This window comes from candidate division WOR-3 bacterium, from assembly GCA_013177935.1.
Classification (GTDB): domain Bacteria; phylum Hydrothermota; class Tepidihabitantia; order Tepidihabitantales; family Tepidihabitantaceae; genus Tepidihabitans.
In genome coordinates this window covers 531567-550955 of the sequence record JABLXZ010000001.1, presented here as the reverse complement: position 1 = coordinate 550955, position 19389 = coordinate 531567, and the positions used below count along the sequence as shown (strand labels likewise).

General features: G+C 50.1%; 11 protein-coding genes. 3 read left to right on the top strand and 8 right to left on the bottom strand.

Annotated elements, in window-relative coordinates:
- Positions 1-142: 142 nt before the first annotated feature.
- Positions 143-1765 (top strand): hypothetical protein, encoded by a 1623-nt coding sequence (locus HPY86_02560; GenBank protein NPV13797.1) that lies wholly within the window; start codon positions 143-145, stop codon positions 1763-1765.
- 43 nt (positions 1766-1808) lie between these two features.
- On the opposite strand, the gene bamA is transcribed toward HPY86_02560, so the two are convergent.
- The 3 genes from bamA to HPY86_02545 all read right to left on the bottom strand — a co-directional run bounded on the left by bamA (position 1809) and on the right by HPY86_02545 (position 9151).
- Positions 1809-4046 carry an outer membrane protein assembly factor BamA gene (gene bamA, locus HPY86_02555; GenBank protein ID NPV13796.1) on the bottom strand — a complete coding sequence of 746 codons (2238 nt, stop codon included), beginning with the start codon at positions 4044-4046 and terminating at the stop codon, positions 1809-1811.
- A complete protein-coding gene (locus HPY86_02550; protein NPV13795.1) occupies positions 4043-6481 on the bottom strand; it encodes an ATP-dependent Clp protease ATP-binding subunit in 2439 nt (812 codons plus the stop codon). The genes bamA and HPY86_02550 overlap by 4 nt, the downstream gene beginning before the upstream one ends.
- Positions 6482-6580: 99 nt before the next feature.
- Positions 6581-9151 carry a T9SS type A sorting domain-containing protein gene (locus tag HPY86_02545; GenBank protein NPV13794.1) on the bottom strand — a complete coding sequence of 857 codons (2571 nt, stop codon included), beginning with the start codon at positions 9149-9151 and terminating at the stop codon, positions 6581-6583.
- 824 nt (positions 9152-9975) lie between these two features.
- Here HPY86_02545 and HPY86_02540 point away from each other — a divergent pair.
- Entirely contained in the window at positions 9976-10818 is an 843-nt protein-coding gene (locus HPY86_02540; protein NPV13793.1) for an abortive infection family protein, read from the top strand.
- 213 nt (positions 10819-11031) lie between these two features.
- Here HPY86_02540 and HPY86_02535 read toward each other — a convergent pair whose 3' ends face one another.
- Complete coding sequence (locus tag HPY86_02535) at positions 11032-11514, bottom strand: hypothetical protein (GenBank protein NPV13792.1); 483 nt, start codon at positions 11512-11514, stop codon at positions 11032-11034.
- An 8-nt stretch (positions 11515-11522) separates the two neighbouring features.
- On the bottom strand, positions 11523-12953 hold the full coding sequence (locus HPY86_02530; protein ID NPV13791.1) for a T9SS type A sorting domain-containing protein: 1431 nt from the start codon (positions 12951-12953) through the stop codon (positions 11523-11525).
- Between the two features lie 167 nt (positions 12954-13120).
- On the opposite strand from HPY86_02530, the gene HPY86_02525 reads away from it, so the two are divergent.
- Positions 13121-15247, top strand: a complete 2127-nt coding sequence (locus HPY86_02525) for a sodium-translocating pyrophosphatase (protein ID NPV13790.1) — start codon at positions 13121-13123, stop codon at positions 15245-15247.
- Between the two features lie 46 nt (positions 15248-15293).
- Here HPY86_02525 and HPY86_02520 read toward each other — a convergent pair whose 3' ends face one another.
- The 3 genes from HPY86_02520 to HPY86_02510 are packed head-to-tail and all read right to left on the bottom strand — an operon-like array spanning position 15294 to position 19379.
- Positions 15294-16985 carry a type II/IV secretion system protein gene (locus HPY86_02520; GenBank protein NPV13789.1) on the bottom strand — a complete coding sequence of 564 codons (1692 nt, stop codon included), beginning with the start codon at positions 16983-16985 and terminating at the stop codon, positions 15294-15296.
- Between the two features lie 2 nt (positions 16986-16987).
- Complete coding sequence (locus tag HPY86_02515) at positions 16988-17407, bottom strand: response regulator (GenBank protein ID NPV13788.1); 420 nt, start codon at positions 17405-17407, stop codon at positions 16988-16990.
- On the bottom strand, positions 17391-19379 hold the full coding sequence (locus tag HPY86_02510) for a response regulator (GenBank protein NPV13787.1): 1989 nt from the start codon (positions 19377-19379) through the stop codon (positions 17391-17393). Before HPY86_02510 ends, HPY86_02515 begins: the two co-directional genes overlap by 17 nt.
- Between the last annotated feature and the right edge of the window lie 10 nt (positions 19380-19389).

Sequence of the window (19389 nt, the reverse complement as noted above, 5' to 3'; positions counted from 1 at the left end):
AGAGATTTCTTTTCTCCGTTAAATTTTTTTTATGCTGCGTTGCTTTGTTGACTTCGGTCTGCATTTTTGTTATAGTCTGATGCTGGTGAGGGGCGCATAGCGTCCGGACTTTGAGTGGAACTGTTAAGTAAAGGAGGTGTTTGTGACTTGGTTTAACCGAGTCCGTATTGCTCTTTTTGTTCTTTGCCTCCTGTTGTTTGCCAGCCCGGGTTACGCAGCCGACATCAGAACGATGGGGCTGATTTTCCGGGACTCAACTGCGGACTTTCCCGGTTACACCCTGTTTGCGCCAATGGACTACAATGTAGCCTATCTTATCGACAACAATGGAATGATGGTGCACTCTTGGACCGGTAACTATTGGCCAGGCTCGTCGGTTTACCTATGTCCAAATGGGCTACTGTTACGGACCTGCCAGGTTGGCAACCCGGTATTTTTCTGGGGTGGTGGTTCTGGTGGTCGGGTAGAACTGGTTGATTGGGACGGTGCAGTGGTCTGGGCATTTGATTACTCAACTTCAACCTACTGTCAGCATCACGATGCGATAATGCTCCCAAACGGTAATATCTTGATGATTGCCTGGGAGTTGAAGAGTCGGGAAGAGGCGATAGCGGCTGGAAGAAATCCCAATCTTCTAATTTATAACGCACTCTGGCCCGACTACCTAATTGAAGTCAATCCGGCAACAGATTCAATTGTCTGGGAGTGGCATGTCTGGGACCATCTGATTCAGGACTACGATTCAACTAAACCCAATTACGGTGACCCCCGTGAGCATCCTGAGTTGATTGACCTGAACTTTGTATCAGGAATGGCGGTCGCCGACTGGAATCACTGCAACGGCGTCGCCTATAATCCAGAACTTGACCAGGTTATAATCAGCAGCCGGCAGTTTTCTGAAGTGTGGGTGATTGACCACTCAACTACAATTGAGCAAGCCCGGAGCCACTCGGGTGGCCGCTATGGCAGAGGCGGTGATTTGCTTTATCGCTGGGGAAACCCCCGAACTTATCGCCGTCAGGAAACAATAGGTCAAACACTTTTTGGTCAGCACGATGCGCATTGGATTGAAGATGGATTGCCCGGTGCCGGGCACATTTTGCTTTTCAACAACGGTTATGGTCGGGTTCCAACCTTTTCCACCGTGGACGAGTTTGTCCCACCAATGGATTCCCTGGGGTTTTACCATCTTGGTGCGGATTCGGCTTATGGACCTGCGGCACCGATATGGCAATATGTTGCAACACCGCCGGAGAGTTTGTACTCCAGTTTGATTTCCGGTTGCCAGCGCCTGCCCAATGGTAATACCCTAATTTGCAGCGGGTTGAACGGAACAATTTTCGAAGTAACGCCGGATGGCCGCGAGGTTTGGAGGTATGTTAATCCGGTGACGCGATACGGTCCTCAGCAGCAGGGCAGAATTTTACCCGCGGCTTCGAATCAGGTTTTTAGGGCGCGGCGTTACCCGATTGACTACTCTGGTTTGAGGGGACGCAATCTTGACCCGCTTGGACCGATTGAGCAGTATCCGCAGGCGGTTGCGGAGGTGCCGGTTGTCGAATTTACCGGTAATTTTAACACGATAATGTTAAGAGATGCGGTAACTCTTACCGGAATGGAATTTGCCGATGTCGTTGACCCGATGGGTAGAAAGGTGATGCGGTTAATCAGGGGGCGCAATGATATTCACAGGCTTGCGCCGGGTGTGTACTTTCTTGTTGGTCCGCGGGAAAGCCGAAAAGTCCGGATGGTAAAGATACAGTGATTGTTTGGACGGGCTGCCTTTTATCAGCGGGAGATTAAAAGGGTTAAAAGGTGGTTCCTAACTGGAAATGAGGTTCCCAGCCCGGTCGGGCTTTATCAAACCCGTAACCAAAATCAAAACCGATTAGTCCGAGCATCGGAATTTCTAATCGGACACCAATGCCCGCACCCCGTTTCAGGTCGGAAAGGTTAAACTGGTTTACCCGGTCCCAGGTGTTACCGGCATCAAAAAAGGCAAGGAAGGAAAGCTGGGGATTGAGTCGCAGTTTGTATTCAAGAGAAAAGATGGAGAGCATTCTGCCACCAACCGGATAACCAGAGTCGAAAGGTCCAACCGTGCGTTCGCCGTAACCGCGAATACCATCCGGACCGGTACCACCGGGATAGAACCTTTCGTAAAGTGGTACGGTATCAGTCGCTGAAAAGCCGGTTATGTAGCCGAAACGGGCTCTGCCCTTTAAGCCGAACTTCCAGAAAAGGGGTAGATGCTGGGTGATGTCGATGGTGTGGCGCTGGAAGCGGATGTCACCAATGGAAAGGTCAAGTGCGTAGGTTATTGCGGAACCGGTTAGTGGGTTGTAGATGTAGTCGCGGGAGTCGCGCGTTAAGGTGATAGATGGAACAAAGGATGTTTTATGTACTGTGTCTCGATAAACATTGAACAGTTTTGAAGGTTTGTAACTGGAACTGATAGAGGTAGGGGGAACATAGGCGTCGCTTACTCTTAAACCGAGATAGGCACGGGTGTAGTCAAGGGGTAACGGGCGGGAAAACGAGATGCCGCCACTGATTTCCTGTTTGTTGTAATAGTCGTAGTCCCGGGTTAGATAAACGGCATCAAAACCGGCAGAGGTCGGGGTGTCAAACAGCCAGGGTTCGGTAAAACTCAACTGGAAGTTGGTTTTCTTGCTCCCTTTTTCCAGTTTGAGGTTGGTGCGCCAGCCTCGTCCTAACAGGTTGGGTTGCTGGAGTTCAACATAGCCGGTAAACTGGTCTTGCGCCGAATAGGAAACACCAGCGCCAATGGTGCCAAAGAAACTCTTTTCCTTGACCTTGTAGATGAGGTCAATGGCGCCCAGGGTGTCAACGCGGCGATAGTCAAGGGCAACATCTTCGAAGAAGCCGAGATTGAATATGTCGCGCTGGCTGCGCAGCACCTCAGACCGTTTGAACGGGTAACCGGGTAAAGAGCTGATTTCCCGGCGGATAACCTTGTCCAGGGTCTGGTGGTTGCCTTCAATCTGGACCAGTCGTATAAACGCCGGCATTCCTTCGATGATTTCATAGGTGATGTGTACGGTGTCGGCGCTAATCTGTTCGACCGGTGAAACCTGGGCGTAAATATAGCCCTCTTCGGCATAGAGTGAATAGATGTCGCTCAGGGTCGCCTGTGCCTGTTTGGTGTTGTAGACCGCACCGGGTCGGTAGCGTACCAGTTGTTTGAGTCTTTCCGGGGCAATGACCGAATCGCCCTGAAATGTAAAGTTGCCGAAAAAGTACTTTTTACCTTCGGATAGATAGATGGTAATGTCCACCCAGCCCTGGTCGTACTTCATATCGTAGTCAAGGACCCGGGCTTCAATAAAGCCGCGTTGTTTGTAAAATTCGACAATCCGGTCCAAATCTTTGGCGAACTCTTCTTCCTTTAATTGCCCTTTACGATACCAGGTTTTCTCTTTGTTGGTCAGTTTCTTTTTAATCTGCAGGTCGGTAAAATTTTCGTTGCCGTAGATTTCAATCTTGCGGATGCGTACCGGGTCACCTTCGTCAATCTGATAGGTCAGGACAACAGCACCGGTTGAATCCGGGGGTGATTTTTCAGGCTTGATTTCGACGAGGAGAAACCCTTTCTGTTTGTACATCTTAAGGAGTTCCTGCTTCAGGTCAAAAATCTTTTTGTCGGTCAGGATTTCGCCTTCGCGCAGTTTTACCTTTGACTGCAGGTCCTTTTTCTTGACCAGGCGATAACCTTCAAACTGCACCGATTTCAGTTTCGGGTACTCTTCAAGGATAAAGTTCAGTTTGACGCCGTCAGCAATCATCGTTGTTTCTGCTACGATTTGCGCGAAAAAACCGAGTTCGTAAATCTTTCTGATGGCTTCGGCTAACGCGGTCCGGAAACCGTTGACGGTGTAAACCGATTTCGGAGTTAATCCCGCAGTACGAATAACCAGACCGGGGTCGGTGCGGCTGGTTTGGGCGGTAATGTCAAGCAGGACGATGCGATTGGTATCTAAAACGGGTTGGGTGGCGAGCAAAAGCGCCAGAAACAGGGAGCTCATTCTTTGATTGGCGCTTCGGCTCCCTTAGGTGATTCCCGGAAGATTAATCGGTTGCCATCCCGGTCCACGATAATCGTGGTGTTTTCTGCTAAACCACCGCGGAGCAGTTCTTCGGCAAGCGGGTCTTCAAGAAGGCGGCGCAGTGCCCGTTTTATTGGTCGGGCACCGTACTGCGGGTCAAACCCTTCCTGAACCAGAAGCTCTTTTGCCGCCGGGGTCAATTCGATGGTAATCTTTTTCTCTTCCAGACGCCGGGAGAGTTCCCGCAACTGGATATCGACAATCGCCTCCATCTGCGGCTTATCCAGGGGCCGGAACACAATTACCTCATCAACCCGATTGAGGAACTCCGGTCTGAACACCCTCTTTACCTCGGTCATAACTTTGTCCCGGATGTTTTCGTAGTTCACCTCGGGTGTTGCCGGGGTAAAACCGATACCGGACAGACCGCGGATTTCGGTTGAGGCGATGTTTGAGGTCATAATAATCACGGTGTTTTTGAAGTTGACCTTTCTGCCCAGGGAGTCGGTAATCTGGCCATCATCGAGAATCTGGAGCAGGATGTTGAACACATCCGGATGCGCCTTTTCAATCTCATCAAACAGCACGACCGAGTACTGTTTGCGCCGTACTTTTTCGGTTAACTGGCCCCCTTCTTCATAGCCGACATAGCCCGGGGGTGCGCCCACAAGCCGCGAAACATTGAACTTCTCCATATACTCGGACATATCAAACCGCAGCAGGGCGTTCTCATCGCCGAACAGGAAACGGGCAAGAACCCGTGCCAGTTCGGTTTTGCCCACACCGGTCGGGCCTAAAAAGATGAATGAGCCGATGGGCCGGCGCGGGTCTTTGACTCCGGCACGGGAGCGCCGAATTGCCTTGGCAACCGCGGTAATCGCCTCATCCTGTCCGACAATCCACTGTTTCAGTTCGTCTTCCATTCGCAACAGCCGGGAAGACTCCTTCTCTTCCAGTTTGGCAAGCGGAATGGAGGTCCAGGACGAAACGACATAGGCGATGTCCTCTTCGGTAACAACCGGGAAACTGCCCTTCTTTTCCCACTCCTTGCGTTTCCGCTTGAGGTATTCGGTCAACTTCTTCTGCTCGTCGCGCAGTTCCGCGGCGCGCTCAAACTCCTGACGCCGCACCGCCTCCTCTTTGGCGCGGGTGATTTTCTCAATCTTGCTTTCAATTTCGTCCAGTTCCGGATTGATTACCGGCCGCAGCAGTTTTACCCGGGAGCCGGCTTCATCAATCACATCAATCGCCTTGTCCGGCAGATAGCGGTCGGTAATGTAGCGGTCAGCAAGGTAGGCGGCAGCGTAAAGCGCGGCATCCTCATAGGTGACATTGTGGTGCAGTTCGTACTTCTCTTTGAGCCCCTGGAGAATCTGAACCGTTTCCGCGACCGTGGGCGGTTCAACCATAATCTTCTGGAACCGGCGCTCTAAGGCGGAGTGCTTTTCAATGTAGCGGCGGTACTCTTCCGGGGTTGTGGCACCAATCACCTGAATCTCACCGCGGGCAAGCGCCGGTTTCAGGATGCTTGATGCGTCAATTGCGCCTTCTGCTGCACCGGCGCCGACAATCGTGTGGATTTCATCAATGAAGATGATGCAGTCGCCATGATGCTGAATCTCATTCAAAATTGATTTCAACCGCTCCTCAAACTGACCCCGGTACTTGGTGCCGGCAACAATCGCTGCCATATCCAGCGCCAGGACCCGTTTGTTCTTTAAAACATTGGGCACCCTGCCCGCAACGATGCGCTGGGCAAGCCCTTCAACAATTGCGGTTTTGCCCACCCCGGCTTCGCCGATTAGAACCGGGTTGTTCTTTTTGCGCCGGGCAAGAATTTGGACAATGCGCTCAATCTCCTTTTCTCTGCCAATGATTGGGTCCAGTTTCTCTTCGCGGGCAAGCTGGGTCAAATCACGCGAAAAGTAGTCCAGCGCCGGGGTCTTGGAACGGGTTTTGGCACCGGCCGGTCCTTTATCACCGCTCAAAAGGCGAATCGTCTCCTGACGCACCAGTTCGATATCAATGCCCAGAGATTGGAGTACCTGACAGGCAACACCACGCTCTTCGCGCAGAAGTCCAAGAAGGAGGTGTTCGGTGCCGACATAGGTGTGGTTCATCTTGCGGGCTTCATCAACCGCAAAGTTGAGCGCCGATTTTGCCTCCTGGTTCAGCGGCACTTCGCCTAAAACGAGCGTTTCAAATCCGGCAGGAACCGCATTTTCCACTGCCCGACGCAGGTCATCAAGGTTAATACCTAAATTGGTCAGGACAACCGCGGCAACGCCTTCACCCTCTTTGACAATGCCCAGTAAGATGTGTTCGGTGCCGATGTAGTCGTGATGGAGCCTTATTGCCTCCTGCCGGGCATAAGACATTACTTTGCGAACCCTCTCGGTAAATCTTTCCTGCATATCCATAAAAAGTTTATGTTATTTTTGCCTTAAAGTCAAATTATACTGTCTGTCATCGTCATTTATTAGACCACAAAGAAGGTGAAAAAGTTGCGGTTTTTATTTTATTTTCACCAATGAGATGGGAGCCGTATCACCGCTGCGCAGGAAGTAAACACCAGCACCAAGACTGGACAGTTTTAATCGGGTCTTTCCCACAGGAATTCGGGTTGAGAGAACAGTACGGCCCGAGAGGTCAAAAATTGTAACAGTTACCGGTTGCGAAGAATATAAGTGCAGGTGTTGCCGGAAAACTGTCGGGAAGGCGGTAAGTGATGCCCGGGGCTGGGCTTTAATCCCGGGTGTTTCCGCAATGCCGGTGCCGTAAATCAGCCACTGGAGCATCGTGTTCATCAACTGCACCCGGGTGAAGTAGTTGGGTCGGGATGCGGGCCTATTGACCGCTTCAAAACCAAAACCAAGTGCTATTACCCGACCACCCGAATTCAACTGGTTTCTCACTCCTGCACCAAGATTGGTTGTGGTGTCGTAAACAAGAAACAGCCGGCTATTGTTAACCGGCTCAATGATGTCCCTTGATGTCTGGTTGTTGGCGCCATTGCCACCTGCGGTTGCGCTGCCGATCACCTCTCTGCCGACCGAATCTGCCCGGTTGCCGAAAACCAAAAATCCTGAATAACCGGAAGAGTCAAACCGGCAGCCTGCAATGCTTTCCAGAAATACGGTGCCGGCAAGGTCCTCAGCGATGTTCTGGCCGGTAAGCAAAAGATTTCCACCTTGGCTGAGAAACTGGCTAAGCGTATCCTGGTCCAAAACCGGCACGGTCTGGTATCGGCTGTTGCCCGTAAACCAGATGACGGTGCGGTTTTGCAACCGGTCAAGTAAGGCGCCCGGAAGTGGTCCCTGACTCCTTCTCAGCCAGACGCAGTAGGTTACGCCAAGTGTGTCAAGGGTTGTGGTGTAATAGCCGGTGTAATTACTCAGGGTGTCGTTATTGACAATCAGCACCGCAGCGGGCTGGGCATAAAGGGTGATGCTTGTATCGGCATTAAACCGGATGTTCTGGGTAAAGTGGTGATAAGGTGGCGGTGGTTCTATGGTTAAGGCGAATATCGAGTCAATCAGGGTCAAAGAGAAGTTGCCAGCAGAGTCGGTGGTTGTTGAGTCCCAGATTTCGTTTCTACCGAAAAGTTGCGCTCTTATTTTCGCTGTTACCGGGCTACGGTTAAGCGAGTCGATTAAGGTGCCGGTAACGGTACAATGTTTATACACTTTAAGCGGTTGACGAATCGTGTCATTTGCCGGGTTCTGGTCCGGGCTCAAGACCGCACGCAGTTCGAGCGGACCAGATGTGTTAAGGGCCAGGTGAGAGAAGGCAAAGGTGTCGGTGGCAAGGAAGGGTAGCGCCGGTACAGTTGTAGAGTCAACCGGCACATTGGCAACAAACAGGGTCAGGGTTGCTAAAGTAGAGTTGTTTCTACCGACATTGGCAATCGGTAATCGGACATCTATTGTTTCTCCTACGAGATAAAGACGCCCGAGTTCCGGGTCAATAAATTGCAATAGCGCCAAATCCTGGTCATAAACCGGGCTCACAAGCCGGTCCATTCCCATAAAGTCAAGATAGGTTGAGACCCAGGTCTGGTCCTGTATGTTCGGGTCGGTCCAGGTTGCCGGAATACCACCGTCAAGGTCGGTGTCCTTCATCAAAAGGGTGTCGGTGAGGTACTGATGGTAGATAAAATAAGTGGGGTTATTGGTCAACTCCGCTGCTGCCCGATAGGCATTGGCGAGCCAGATGTTGTGCGAGCAGTTCCAGGTGCCGGTAGGGTAAAACCCGGGCAAAGATTCGGCATAGGTCAAAAGCCACTGCCTGCCTGCAATCGTGTCCTCCTGACCGAATGTTTTTGCAACACCCCAGAAAGCGGTGCCACCACACATCGCCCAGTTTTGAAAACCCAATCGGTTCCGGGCACTCTCTTCAATCCAGTTTTTAACTCTCATTCCCCGCACGAGCGCGGTGTCCTTCAGAACCGGGTCGTTTCTTTCCCGGGCATAGTCGTAAGCCATTCCCGAACTCTGGGCGGTAACAAAGTTCTCAAGGTAGTTTGCCGGATTGAGCGGATGGGTGAGATAAAAGTTCCGGCACGAGTCCCCGTAGAAAAGGTAGGATGAGTCCTGATAAACCCGGCGATAAAGCGCCTCTGCCCACATTCCCAGACCGCAGTTCCAGACCGCATACCAGATGTTTGCCGGACTGCCCTGATGCTCCTGATATGCGGGATGGTTCAGGATGTAATGCCAGGCGCGGTTGATGTTCTGCCGATACTCGTCCCTGCCGGTGAGTTCATACCAGCGGGTCCAGACCCAGAGCGCCTCCTGGGTGTTGTCGGTTTCAATGATATTTGGCAGGTGCTCGGCTTCAATTATGCCACCATAGTCCGGTGATGTGGAGTCGCTTACCTGATAGCGGACAAGAAATTCGCACAAAAGTTTTATCCGGTGCAGATAGTTAAACCGCCGTGGTCCTAAAAGGAGCGTTTCCGGGCGGCAGGACCAGGCAGGTTGATACATCAAAAGATGGCGATTCAGTTCTTCGGGTGTCCAGATGCGGGTTGCAAGGGCAAGAGAGAAAACAGCAAGAAGAACAACTGTTAACCTGCGAAACATCACCATTTCAGGATAAAGATGGACAAGCGAAAGTCAAGAGGGAAAACAAGGGGATTTTTCATCAGGCTTCTTTATCCAAAATTGGGGTTAAAATTGACCGGAAATTTTTCTCCCAAACAGTATAACCGATAGCGGCTGACACCGGTACCGAAACAGAAACCGGAACCTGTGCCGTGATAGCCATTTAAATGGCGCCAGATACCACGGCAGTATAACCATCTGATTTTGAATGGGTTATAATTGTGGATACCGATGAAGAGGCAGACTCAGATGGGGTGGTGAAAAGCATTCGGCAACTGAGTTGAGGGACGGCTCTGGGAGCGACTCCCGGAGCGGTTTCCCGACCGACTTATTGAACCCTTATCCGTGGGGTGACAGGGGCAAAGTTTAACACGATTAAGTGACGGATTTAATGATGGTTAACATTATGGAAGGTGGAAAATTTTATGGTTCACATAACAGGCGCAATTTTCGACATAAAGCCCGTAAGCTAAATGGGTTGGAATGCTGGAGCGGCAATATGTACTACGCTTAAACCAATGTCCTATTACAACTCAGTGCCTGAATTTTATACCCGATACCCGTTCACAAAGGGCATTCTGATGATGTCGGGGTCTTGACAGGCGAAGGGTGAGAGTATACTATTATTTTTGGAAAAGTACATCTATCAAGAGAGGTAGTGATGGCAAACAAGTATAAATTCAAAACCAGAAAAGGTTTTTGCTTGAGTTCTAAGATAAAAACCACCTCAATCTCAATTACAGCGAGATTGACGATGAGGATTATAGAGTGAGCAAAGAAGACAAGATAAAAAAAGGAGTTTTATGGAAGTTAAAATTTCACAGGAAACTTTGGAATTTTTAAGAGATGTTATTACTGGAGATAAAAAAATATCTGCTTATAATAGTGGACCTAAGTTAGTAAGTTTTTTTAATTCATTGGGATTTAATGATACTTATGGGCGTGGTTTCCCTTCTAGGAGGGATTATACTGAAACGAGGCTTCGGGAATTAAATGAACAGGAACGGATTAATGAAGTATTTGAGGCTTATTTTAATCCCCGAAATTTTATTGGAAAAGAAGATTTGTTATATAAACTTAGAGATCGTATTAATGAATATCTTAAGTACGATGGATATAAATTAGAAATCAATGATAGAAGAGCGATGTTAGTATCTACCGCCGTTGAAACTATAGAGGTACCTGAAATATCTAAACTGGATAACGAGGTTATTAGAGAAAACATTGAAAAATGCGATAACAGGATTAAAAATGGTGACTTCACAGGTGCGATTACAAGTGCGCGATCTTTTTTAGAAGGTTTGCTTTTGTATATTTACCTTCAGATTAAAGGAGAAAAATACACCTTCACGGGTGATTTGCCTCGACTTTATAAGGATGTAGCAAAGCTGATTATTAAACTGAATACAGCAGAAAATACAGCAAATGATATAAAGAAAGTTTTAGGTGGTCTAACTGCTATCGTTGCTGGCGTATCCGGAATCAGCAATAGAATGGCGGACCGTCATGGTAGATTAGCTCAATATAACCAAGAAATGCTGAGGCATGTTTCTATTTTAACAGTTAATTCTGTCAAAACTCTGTCTTTGTACCTTTATAGTTGTTATGAGGAAGTAAGAGAACAAGATACCGCAGGAAACCTTTAGTTTATTTTAACAGAGTCGCTCCCGCTTAAATTATTTACCCCGGCTTAATGCCGAAATAATTCTTAATCTAACAACAAGTTTAATTGTGGTGGTATAAAAGCTTTCTTTTAACTTCTGGCGGTTAATGCCAAAACTATAATTTTTTGAGAAAAGAAGTAGCCACTTAGTTAGATATAATTCAATCTACCCGCAGTTAGCACGAAAGGCCCGAATCTACTGTTTGTAGCCGATTTTTCGCAAGAAGTTTTTGCGTTCGGCAATCTCTTTTTCAGTTTCAACCCCTTTTGGTTTTTCGCCGTCAATGACGCCAAGAATGCCCCGACCGGTTTCGTCTTCAGCAATGACAACTTTGACCGGATTGGCAGTGGCACAGTAGATGGTACACACTTCCTGAATCTGTTTTAAGCCGTTGAGGATGTTGATGGGGTAGGCGTTGCCGAGGAATATGATAAATGAGTGGCCCGCGCCGATGGCAAGGGCGTTTTTGACTGCAAGTTGTTCAAGTTCGGGGTCGGTGCCGGTGTGGCGGATAAGGCAGGGTCCGGAAGATTCGCAGAAGGCGATGCCGAATTTTACACCAGGGATGGCGGTGACAAGGAGTTCGTGGATGTCTTCGACCGTTTTGATGAAGTGGGATTGGCCGAGAATGAGGTTGATTTCTGCCGGTTTTTCTATCGGGACCGTTTTTATTTCCATTTTTCCCCCTATTTTGAGATGGTAAATTTGCCGGTCTGGGTGAAGCTGGGAGCAAGGCAGCGGTAGAAGTAGGTGCCGGCAGCAAGGTGCTGGGTCAAGTAGGAGGCAGAGAGTGTTCCTTTGGATTCGGGCTGGAGTGTCAGGGAGTTTAGCAGGGTGCCGTCAACACGGTAGATTTCAATTCGGGCGGTGCGGGCATAGGGATGGTTAAGCCGGAACAGGGCAATATCTTTTGCCGGATTGGGCGTGATGGTCAGTTGCGCTTGACCCGGGAGCAGTGGTTTAAACTCTTCCTGACCTGTGAGGCTGACATTGAAGGTAATCATTGTGCTTTCGGGCGAGCAGAACGGGAAAGTGGTCCAGAATTCAATGTCGTTGTCAGCACAGAACTCGTCCATTGCCCAGATGTAGTAGTCGATGCGCGCGGGTGCGGTAACCTGAGGGATGGTGAAATAGTAGGTGTTGCCGCGCTGGGAGTCGGCAGGAACTGAAGTCCAGGTGGGCGCGAGGTTGACGCGGTAGAAGAGCGACTCTTCGCCCACCGCATCGTTGTCGGTGATAACCGAGGAGACGACAAATGGACCAGTAAAGGATGTGTCGGTCCAGATTGTGGTAGCGCCGAATCTTGGGGGATAGAGGTCCCAGCCTGGAATGTAGAGGGTGTCCAGTTGCATAAAGGTTTCGACGGTTACAAAGTCGGGTGAAGCACCGTTCTGGCTCAGTGCCGCGGCAACACCGTTGGCACCGCAGAAGTGGCCCGGTACAACCCATTCGTAAATCCAGCGCCGGTCATTGGTGCCCATATTGTCGGAGTAAACCATATAATCTCTGATTACGAGGCAGGGCCAGAAGTATTCACCGGACATCGGCACTTTTACCTTACCTCTGGCAACAATCCGTTTCTGGTGCTGTTCAGTTGCCTGATAAGGTATGCCGGGAAAAATTTCGTACTGCCAGGACCAGGCAGTTATCCAGCTGGCACCAAAGTACATCGGCAGGTTGTAGATGACGCCATCGGGCCGATAGTTACCAATGAAGCGAAAACCTTGCTGGGAGAAGTCGATACCGTCGCCATAAAGCCCGAACTCATCTAAGTACAAATACGCTTCGGATTCGGCGTTGTTGCCGAGGGTGTCAAATTCACACACATCAGGGTCCGGTGGGTCGTTTTCCATCGTGTCCGGTGCCGGATATCTGCCTTCGGTGTAGTCGCGTAAGCCAACCCGGGCGCGCAGTTGCCCAGGGTAGCGGGTTAAATCCCAGACCTGCCGGGTGGAGTCAAACGGTGTCCAGTAGAAAAGGGACTGGTTCTGCCGGTATCTGCCATAAGCGTCAATGACAAGCGGGATTTCATCGCTGTCAATTGTTATGTTATGAGCCGCTATCGGCACGGGGGTTGTGGCGAAAAACAGGGTCAGGATTAGCAGTGCTTTTTTCATTATGCCTCCTTTTCAATTTAATTTAACATTTAATGGCTGGTTGTCAATTGCTTTCCTGTTCCATACATTTCTTGACAGTAGAAAATGGTTGTATTATATTCAGACTCTCGCACCGGGGAAAAGTTAATATTGGGATGGTGAATTTTATAAAGAAAGGAGTTTAATTTATGGCACCAACATTCTGGATTGCTCCAGCAAGCGCGCTCTTGGCGCTGGGATTTGCACTGTATCTGGCGGTAAGCAGTCTACGGAAAAGCGAAGGCACCGAGCCGATGAAAGAGGTTGCCCGGGCGGTTAAAGAGGGTGCGACCGCCTATTTGAAGCAGCAGTATAAGGGTGTCAGTCTTTTCTTTGCGGTGGTGTTTGTCCTTCTGGGTATTCTGGCACTTTTGAAGTTGCAGTCGCCGTTTGTGCCTTTTGCCTTTTTGACCGGTGGGTTCTTTTCCGGACTTGCCGGATTTATCGGGATGTCAATCGGTGTGCGTTGCAGTGCCCGCACGACCTGGGCGGCAAAGCAAAGTCTAAACTCTGGTTTGCGGGTGGCTTTTTCTTCCGGTATGGTGATGGGTCTGGTGGTTGTTGGTCTTGGCTTGATTGATATCTCTATCTGGTATCTGATTTTGAATGCGGTCTATGCCCATGAGCCGCTGGTGCACAAGTTAGAGTTAATCACTTCAACAATGCTTGCCTTCGGAATTGGTGCCAGTTCTCAGGCGCTTTTTGCCCGGGTAGGTGGTGGAATTTTTACCAAAGCGGCGGATGTTGGCGCGGACCTGGTGGGTAAGGTTGAGGCAGGGATTCCAGAAGACGACCCGCGCAATCCGGCGGTGATTGCCGACAATGTTGGCGACAATGTAGGCGATATCGCCGGTATGGGTGCCGATTTGTATGAGTCTTATGTTGACTCAATTATCGCTTCAATGGCGCTTTCGGTTGTGGCGTTCAATGGCACCGGTTTTGAAATTGCCGGCGTGTTGTTGCCGATGGTGCTTGCCGGTGTGGGGATTGTTTCTTCAATCATCGGCAGTTTTCTGGTGCGCGCGGGTGAGAAGGCAGAACAGAGTATCCTTCTCGCCGCATTGCGCCGGGGAATTTATGGTGCGTCCATTCTTGCTGCAATTGTCGGATTTCTAATCACCAGGTGGCTTTTACCCCAGTACTGGTCGGTTTACTGGTCGATACTTTCGGGTCTTGTTGCCGGTGTGCTGATTGGCTTCTTTACTGAGTACTTCACTTCGGACTCTTATGCGCCAACCCGGGCGATTGCGGCTGAAGCAAGGACTTCACCGGCAACTGTGGTGATTGAAGGGCTTTCGGTGGGTATGAGGTCAACGCTGCCGATTGTGCTGGTTGTCGTGGTGGCGATTATTCTCAGTTATTATCTGGCAGGCGGTGGTAATGCCGGGTTGGGTCTTTACGGAATCGGAATATCAGCGGTAGGAATGCTTTCAACACTCGGCATCACACTGGCGACCGATGCTTATGGTCCGGTTGCGGACAATGCCGGCGGTAATGCCGAGATGACCCATCAGGAGCCGATTGTGCGCGAGCGGACCGATGCGCTCGATGCGCTGGGAAACACGACCGCGGCTACTGGTAAGGGTTTTGCAATCGGCTCGGCCGCTTTGACCGCACTGGCGCTGATTGCGGCGTATCGGGATGAGGTACGAATCGTCAGCCAGCGGTTCCTTGGTTATACCCAGACGCTTGACCTTTCTTTGTTAAACCCGCGTCTTGTTGCCGGACTTTTTGCTGGCGCGGTGATTCCAATGGGTGTTTCTTCGATGGTGTTGAAGGCGGTTGGTAGAACCGCTTCGAAAATTGCGGAAGAGGTGCGACGGCAGTTTCGGGAGATTGCGGGACTGATGGAAGGTAAGGCGAAGCCGGATTATGCGAAGGCGGTCACGATATGCACTAAGGCGGCGCAGAAGGAGATGGTGGCACCGGCATTGACCGCAATTATTGCGCCGGTGATAACCGGGCTTCTTTTAGGTCCGGAGGGTGTTGCGGGATTTCTGATTGGTGGGCTGGCAAGCGGATTCTGTCTCGCAGTTTTTATGGCTAATACCGGTGGTGCGTGGGACAATGCGAAGAAGTTTATTGAGAAGGGTAACTACGGGGGCAAGGGTTCGGATGCGCATAAGGCGGGTGTTGTTGGTGATACGGTTGGTGACCCATTGAAGGATGCGGCAGGACCTTCATTAAACATCCTCCTGAAATTACAGTCGATGATTTCAATTGTCGTGCTTGGCCTGGTGTTGAAACTTTCTTCTTATTTGCCCTGGGTCAAGTAGATATCTCGGTTGCTTTACGATGGGGGCACATCTGTGCCCCCATTTTTTAAATGTCTTGAGTGACTCTAAGTATTTCTTCCGGCGTTGTTAAACCGGCGAGGGCTTTAGTGATGCCGTCCTGTCTCAGGGTTTTCATCCCGTTGCGAATTGCAACCGCCCCAATCTCTTCGCTGGAGCGGTTTTCCATTACCATATGACGGATGTCGGGTAGAACCGGCAGAAGTTCAAAGATTCCCAGCCGGCCTCGATAGCCTTTGTTACCGCAAGCCGGACAGCCTTTGCCCCGGCGGAAGATGGTTCCGGGTGCGAGGTTCAGGCGTTTAAGGAGTTCAGGTTCCGGGGTGTAGTTTTCTGCACACCGGTCACAAACCTTGCGCACCAGACGCTGGGCAAGGATGGCAATGACGCTCGAGGCGATGAGAAATGGTTCTACTTTCATATCAATCATTCGGGTTAGGGCGCTTGGCGCATCGTTGGTGTGGAGTGTGGCAAGAACCAGATGGCCGGTAAGAGCGGCTTGAAAGGCGATTTCGGCGGTTTCAAAGTCGCGGATTTCACCCACCATAATTATATCCGGGTCCTGACGCAGGATGGCGCGTAATCCCGAGGCAAAGGTGACTCCAGCACGCACATTGATTTGACACTGTCTGACACCGGGTAGCCGATATTCAACCGGGTCTTCCAGAGTTATGATGTTTTTTTCCGGGGTGTTCAACTCGTTGAGAACGGCGTAGAGGGTGGTACTTTTCCCCGAGCCGGTTGGTCCCGTAACAAGTATGATGCCGTGCGGTTGATGAATCAACTTTTGAAACAGTTGAACCATCGTTTCTTCCATTCCCAGGTCGGTGAGCGATAATGGTCCACTTGATTTGTCGAGTAAACGGAGAACCAGGTTCTCGCCGTAAATCGTCGGGAACGATGAAACGCGGATGTCAACGCGGCGGGAGTTGGTTCTGAACTCCATCTGACCATCCTGCGGCTTCCGCTTCTCGGAAATGTCCATTCCGGCAAGCAGTTTTATCCGGGAGGTAACAAGGGGATGGAGGTTTAATGAAAACCGGCCCCTTTCCTGCAGCAAGCCATCGATTCGAACCCGGATAATCAGGGCATCTTCTTCGGGTTCAATGTGGATGTCCGAGGCACGTTCGGCAAGAGACTGTTCAAGCAATGTGTTGACAAATCGAACCACCGGTGCCTGGTTTGCCAGTTCTTCAAGGCAAGCGGTCTCCTGGTCAAGACGACAACTGTTCAGCGCCTCTTCGGCTTCAAGGTCAATCAGTTCGGTGTCGATCTGGGGCTGGGGTGTTTCCGGCGGATAGAACCGTTCGATTGCCTGTTCAATCGCTTCTGGCATCGCCAACACCGGGTTTATTTCGAGATGGAGTTGCCGATTGAGTTCGTCGATTAAGCCGATGTCTTCTGGGTTTGCAGTGGCGATAATCAGGGTGCTGTTCAGTTGTAACAGGGGCATAATTTTAAACTTGCGCGCCAGTTCTGCTGGAACCGCGGCAATTGCCTGAGGGTCCGGAGTGTAATGGTCAAGGTCGATGTAAGGGATGTTTAATTCGTTTGCATAAGATTCGTAAAGTGCTGTTCGGTTTGTAATAACCCCGCGACGCAGGGCAACTTCTTCGAGGCTTTGCCCGGTGTGCATTGCCTCCTTTTTTATTTCGTTTACCATCCGGTCATTAAGTCCGAACTGCTGGTGTAGAATTTTAACCAGTTTTGTTTCGTTCATTGTTAATCAGTGCCGGGTTCAGGAACTGCCGTGGTCCGTCTCTCAATGAGTTGTTCAATGGTGCCAAGCAACTCCTGCGGTTGGAACGGTTTGGTTATATAGGCATCAGCTCCAAGGCTACTACCTGTTTTTTTATCCTGCGTCTGCGAACGGGCAGAGAGAATGATAATAGGAATGTGGTTGAAACGCTGGTCGCGCTTCAACATTGCGCACACGGCAAAGCCATCCATTCCGGGTAGCATCAGGTCGAGAATTACCAAGTCCGGAGGCTGGGTCCGGATGCGATTTAACGCTTCGAGACCGTTGCTCGCGGTTTCAACTCGGTAGCCAGCAGCTTCTAAACGGGCTTGCAGAATCAGTCTGATATCCGGTTCGTCGTCAACCACGAGTACTGTTTTGTTTCTTTCAATTGTTGGAGCCATCGTTAACCTCTTTATTTTCTTCTATTGATTGGTCTGACTTAATTAGCGGCAATAGGAAATAAAATCTGGAGCCGGCATTGGGTTTGCTTTCCAGTCCGATGGTGCTATGGTTCAGTTCGAGCAGTTTTTTGGTAATTGCCAGTCCGAGACCGGTGCCCGGAACCCGTAACCCGGTGCAGTGACGCGCCTGGTAGAACTTGTCAAAGATGCAGGATTGTTCTGATTCGGGAATACCGATTCCGGTGTCAATTACCGAGATAAGAGCCTCGTTTTCCATTTGCTCAACGGTAATGGTAACTTCACCTTGTTCGGTAAACTTTATTGCGTTACCTACAAGGTTTATCAAAACACGGTGGATATGTTTTTCGTCGGCGTAGACCATTACCGGTGCGGCTGGTGTCGTAGTTTCCAGTGTAAGTCCTTTTTCGGCAGCGGCAGGTAATAGCGACTTTTTGACCTCTTCAACCAGTGCGCAGATGTCGAATCTTGTGGGATTGACATTTATTTTACCAACTTCCAGTTTTGACATATCAAGAAGGTCGTTGATTAAGCCGGTGAGTCGGGAACAGTTCCGGTTCGCCACTGCGATTAGTTGATTTTGTTTTTCCGACAGTGCTCCTGCCGAACCGTCGAGCAACAGGTTTAACACCTCGGCGATGACCGTAAGCGGGGTGCGCAATTCGTGCGAGACGATGGAGATAAACTCATCTTTTGCGGTGCTGAGGCGGAGCAGTTCGAAGTTTGCCTTTTTGAGTTCTTCGGTTTGGGTCCGCAACTCATCGTTTAATTCCGCTAACTCACGGGTTTTTTCTTCCAGTTCATCCTGAGCCAGTTTTATTGGTGTGAAGTCGTTGTGAATTATCAAAAAGGCAACGATGGTGTTGTTTTCGTCGTGTAAAGGGGCGACGGTTATTTCGATGTAGCACACTGTCCCATCAGGTTTTTGGTGTCGATGATTCATTCGAAAGGTTGTTCCTGATGCCAGGACATTGACAATCGGGCAGGTTTCACCGTAGTGGTGGCAGGGCCGGGAAAAGCCATGGAAGACAGTGTGGCATTTCTTCCCAATCAGCGTATCCGGGGCGGTTCCGTAAAAACGGGCAAACCAGGGGTTTACCTGTAGAATGGTGTATTCGCTATCGATAATTGCCACGCCGGTGGCGAGGTTTTCCCAGATGCTCTGGAAGTATTCGGAGCGACGCTGGGTTGCGAGTTCGGCTTCGTACTGGTCGGTGATGTCAAACAGTACCCCCAGTGCCCGATTGGGATTTTTCGGGGTTAGAAAGGCGAGCAGACGATAATAACGAGTTAGGTTACCAGAAGTAAATTTTACGAATCGGGTTGCGCTGTTCGTGGTTTTTAAGGCGGCAAGGTAGGAGTTCAACTGTTGTTCACTGTCTTTTAGGAGAAAAATAAGGTTGTGGTTAGCAGCCGGAAGGGTAGTGTTTTCTGTTAATTTGAAGAATGCCGGATTGAAGTTTAGAATTGTGCCGTCTTCCGGGTCAAAGGTAAACGCCGGCAGCGCAGAGTGAAAGAGGAGTTCACCCAGGGCGGTGGGTGAGTTGTTGGTGTTCTGTTGCCGGAGCAGGGCATTTTCCAGCGTAAGAAATAACCGGTCGGTTGAACATGGTTTGCGCAGGTACCCGAAGGCGCCTTGATGCAAAGCCTGAATTGCCGTTTCGAGGGTAGCGTGGCCCGTCAATATGACGACTTCGGCATTCGGGGCAGACTTTTTGATTTCGGGCAACAGGTTGATGCCATTGGTGTCGGGAAGTTGCAGGTCAACCAGAACCACATCCGGAGTGGTTTGCTCAAGTAGACTCATTGCCTCCCAGCCGGAACTGGCGACAAGTGTTTGATAACCTTTTGCGAAGAGGATGTCGCTGATGGTATTGGCAAAATCTAACTCGTCGTCAACGATGAGTATAGAGGGGCTTTTTTTGCTGGAAGCCGGTGATTTGAATGTCGTCATCACGCCGTTA

Bases quoted from the DNA above. Each gene is read 5' to 3' on its own strand.
- HPY86_02535 (NPV13792.1), bottom strand. From the start codon at position 11,514: ATGGAAATAAAAACGGTCCCGATAGAAAAACCGGCAGAAATCAACCTC.
- HPY86_02550 (NPV13795.1), bottom strand. From the start codon at position 6,481: ATGCAGGAAAGATTTACCGAGAGGGTTCGCAAAGTAATGTCTTATGCC.
- bamA (NPV13796.1), bottom strand. From the start codon at position 4,046: ATGAGCTCCCTGTTTCTGGCGCTTTTGCTCGCCACCCAACCCGTTTTA.
- HPY86_02515 (NPV13788.1), bottom strand. From the start codon at position 17,407: ATGGCTCCAACAATTGAAAGAAACAAAACAGTACTCGTGGTTGACGAC.
- HPY86_02540 (NPV13793.1), top strand. From the start codon at position 9,976: ATGGAAGTTAAAATTTCACAGGAAACTTTGGAATTTTTAAGAGATGTT.
- HPY86_02510 (NPV13787.1), bottom strand. From the start codon at position 19,379: ATGACGACATTCAAATCACCGGCTTCCAGCAAAAAAAGCCCCTCTATA.
- HPY86_02525 (NPV13790.1), top strand. From the start codon at position 13,121: ATGGCACCAACATTCTGGATTGCTCCAGCAAGCGCGCTCTTGGCGCTG.
- HPY86_02545 (NPV13794.1), bottom strand. From the start codon at position 9,151: ATGTTTCGCAGGTTAACAGTTGTTCTTCTTGCTGTTTTCTCTCTTGCC.
- HPY86_02520 (NPV13789.1), bottom strand. From the start codon at position 16,985: ATGAACGAAACAAAACTGGTTAAAATTCTACACCAGCAGTTCGGACTT.
- HPY86_02530 (NPV13791.1), bottom strand. From the start codon at position 12,953: ATGAAAAAAGCACTGCTAATCCTGACCCTGTTTTTCGCCACAACCCCC.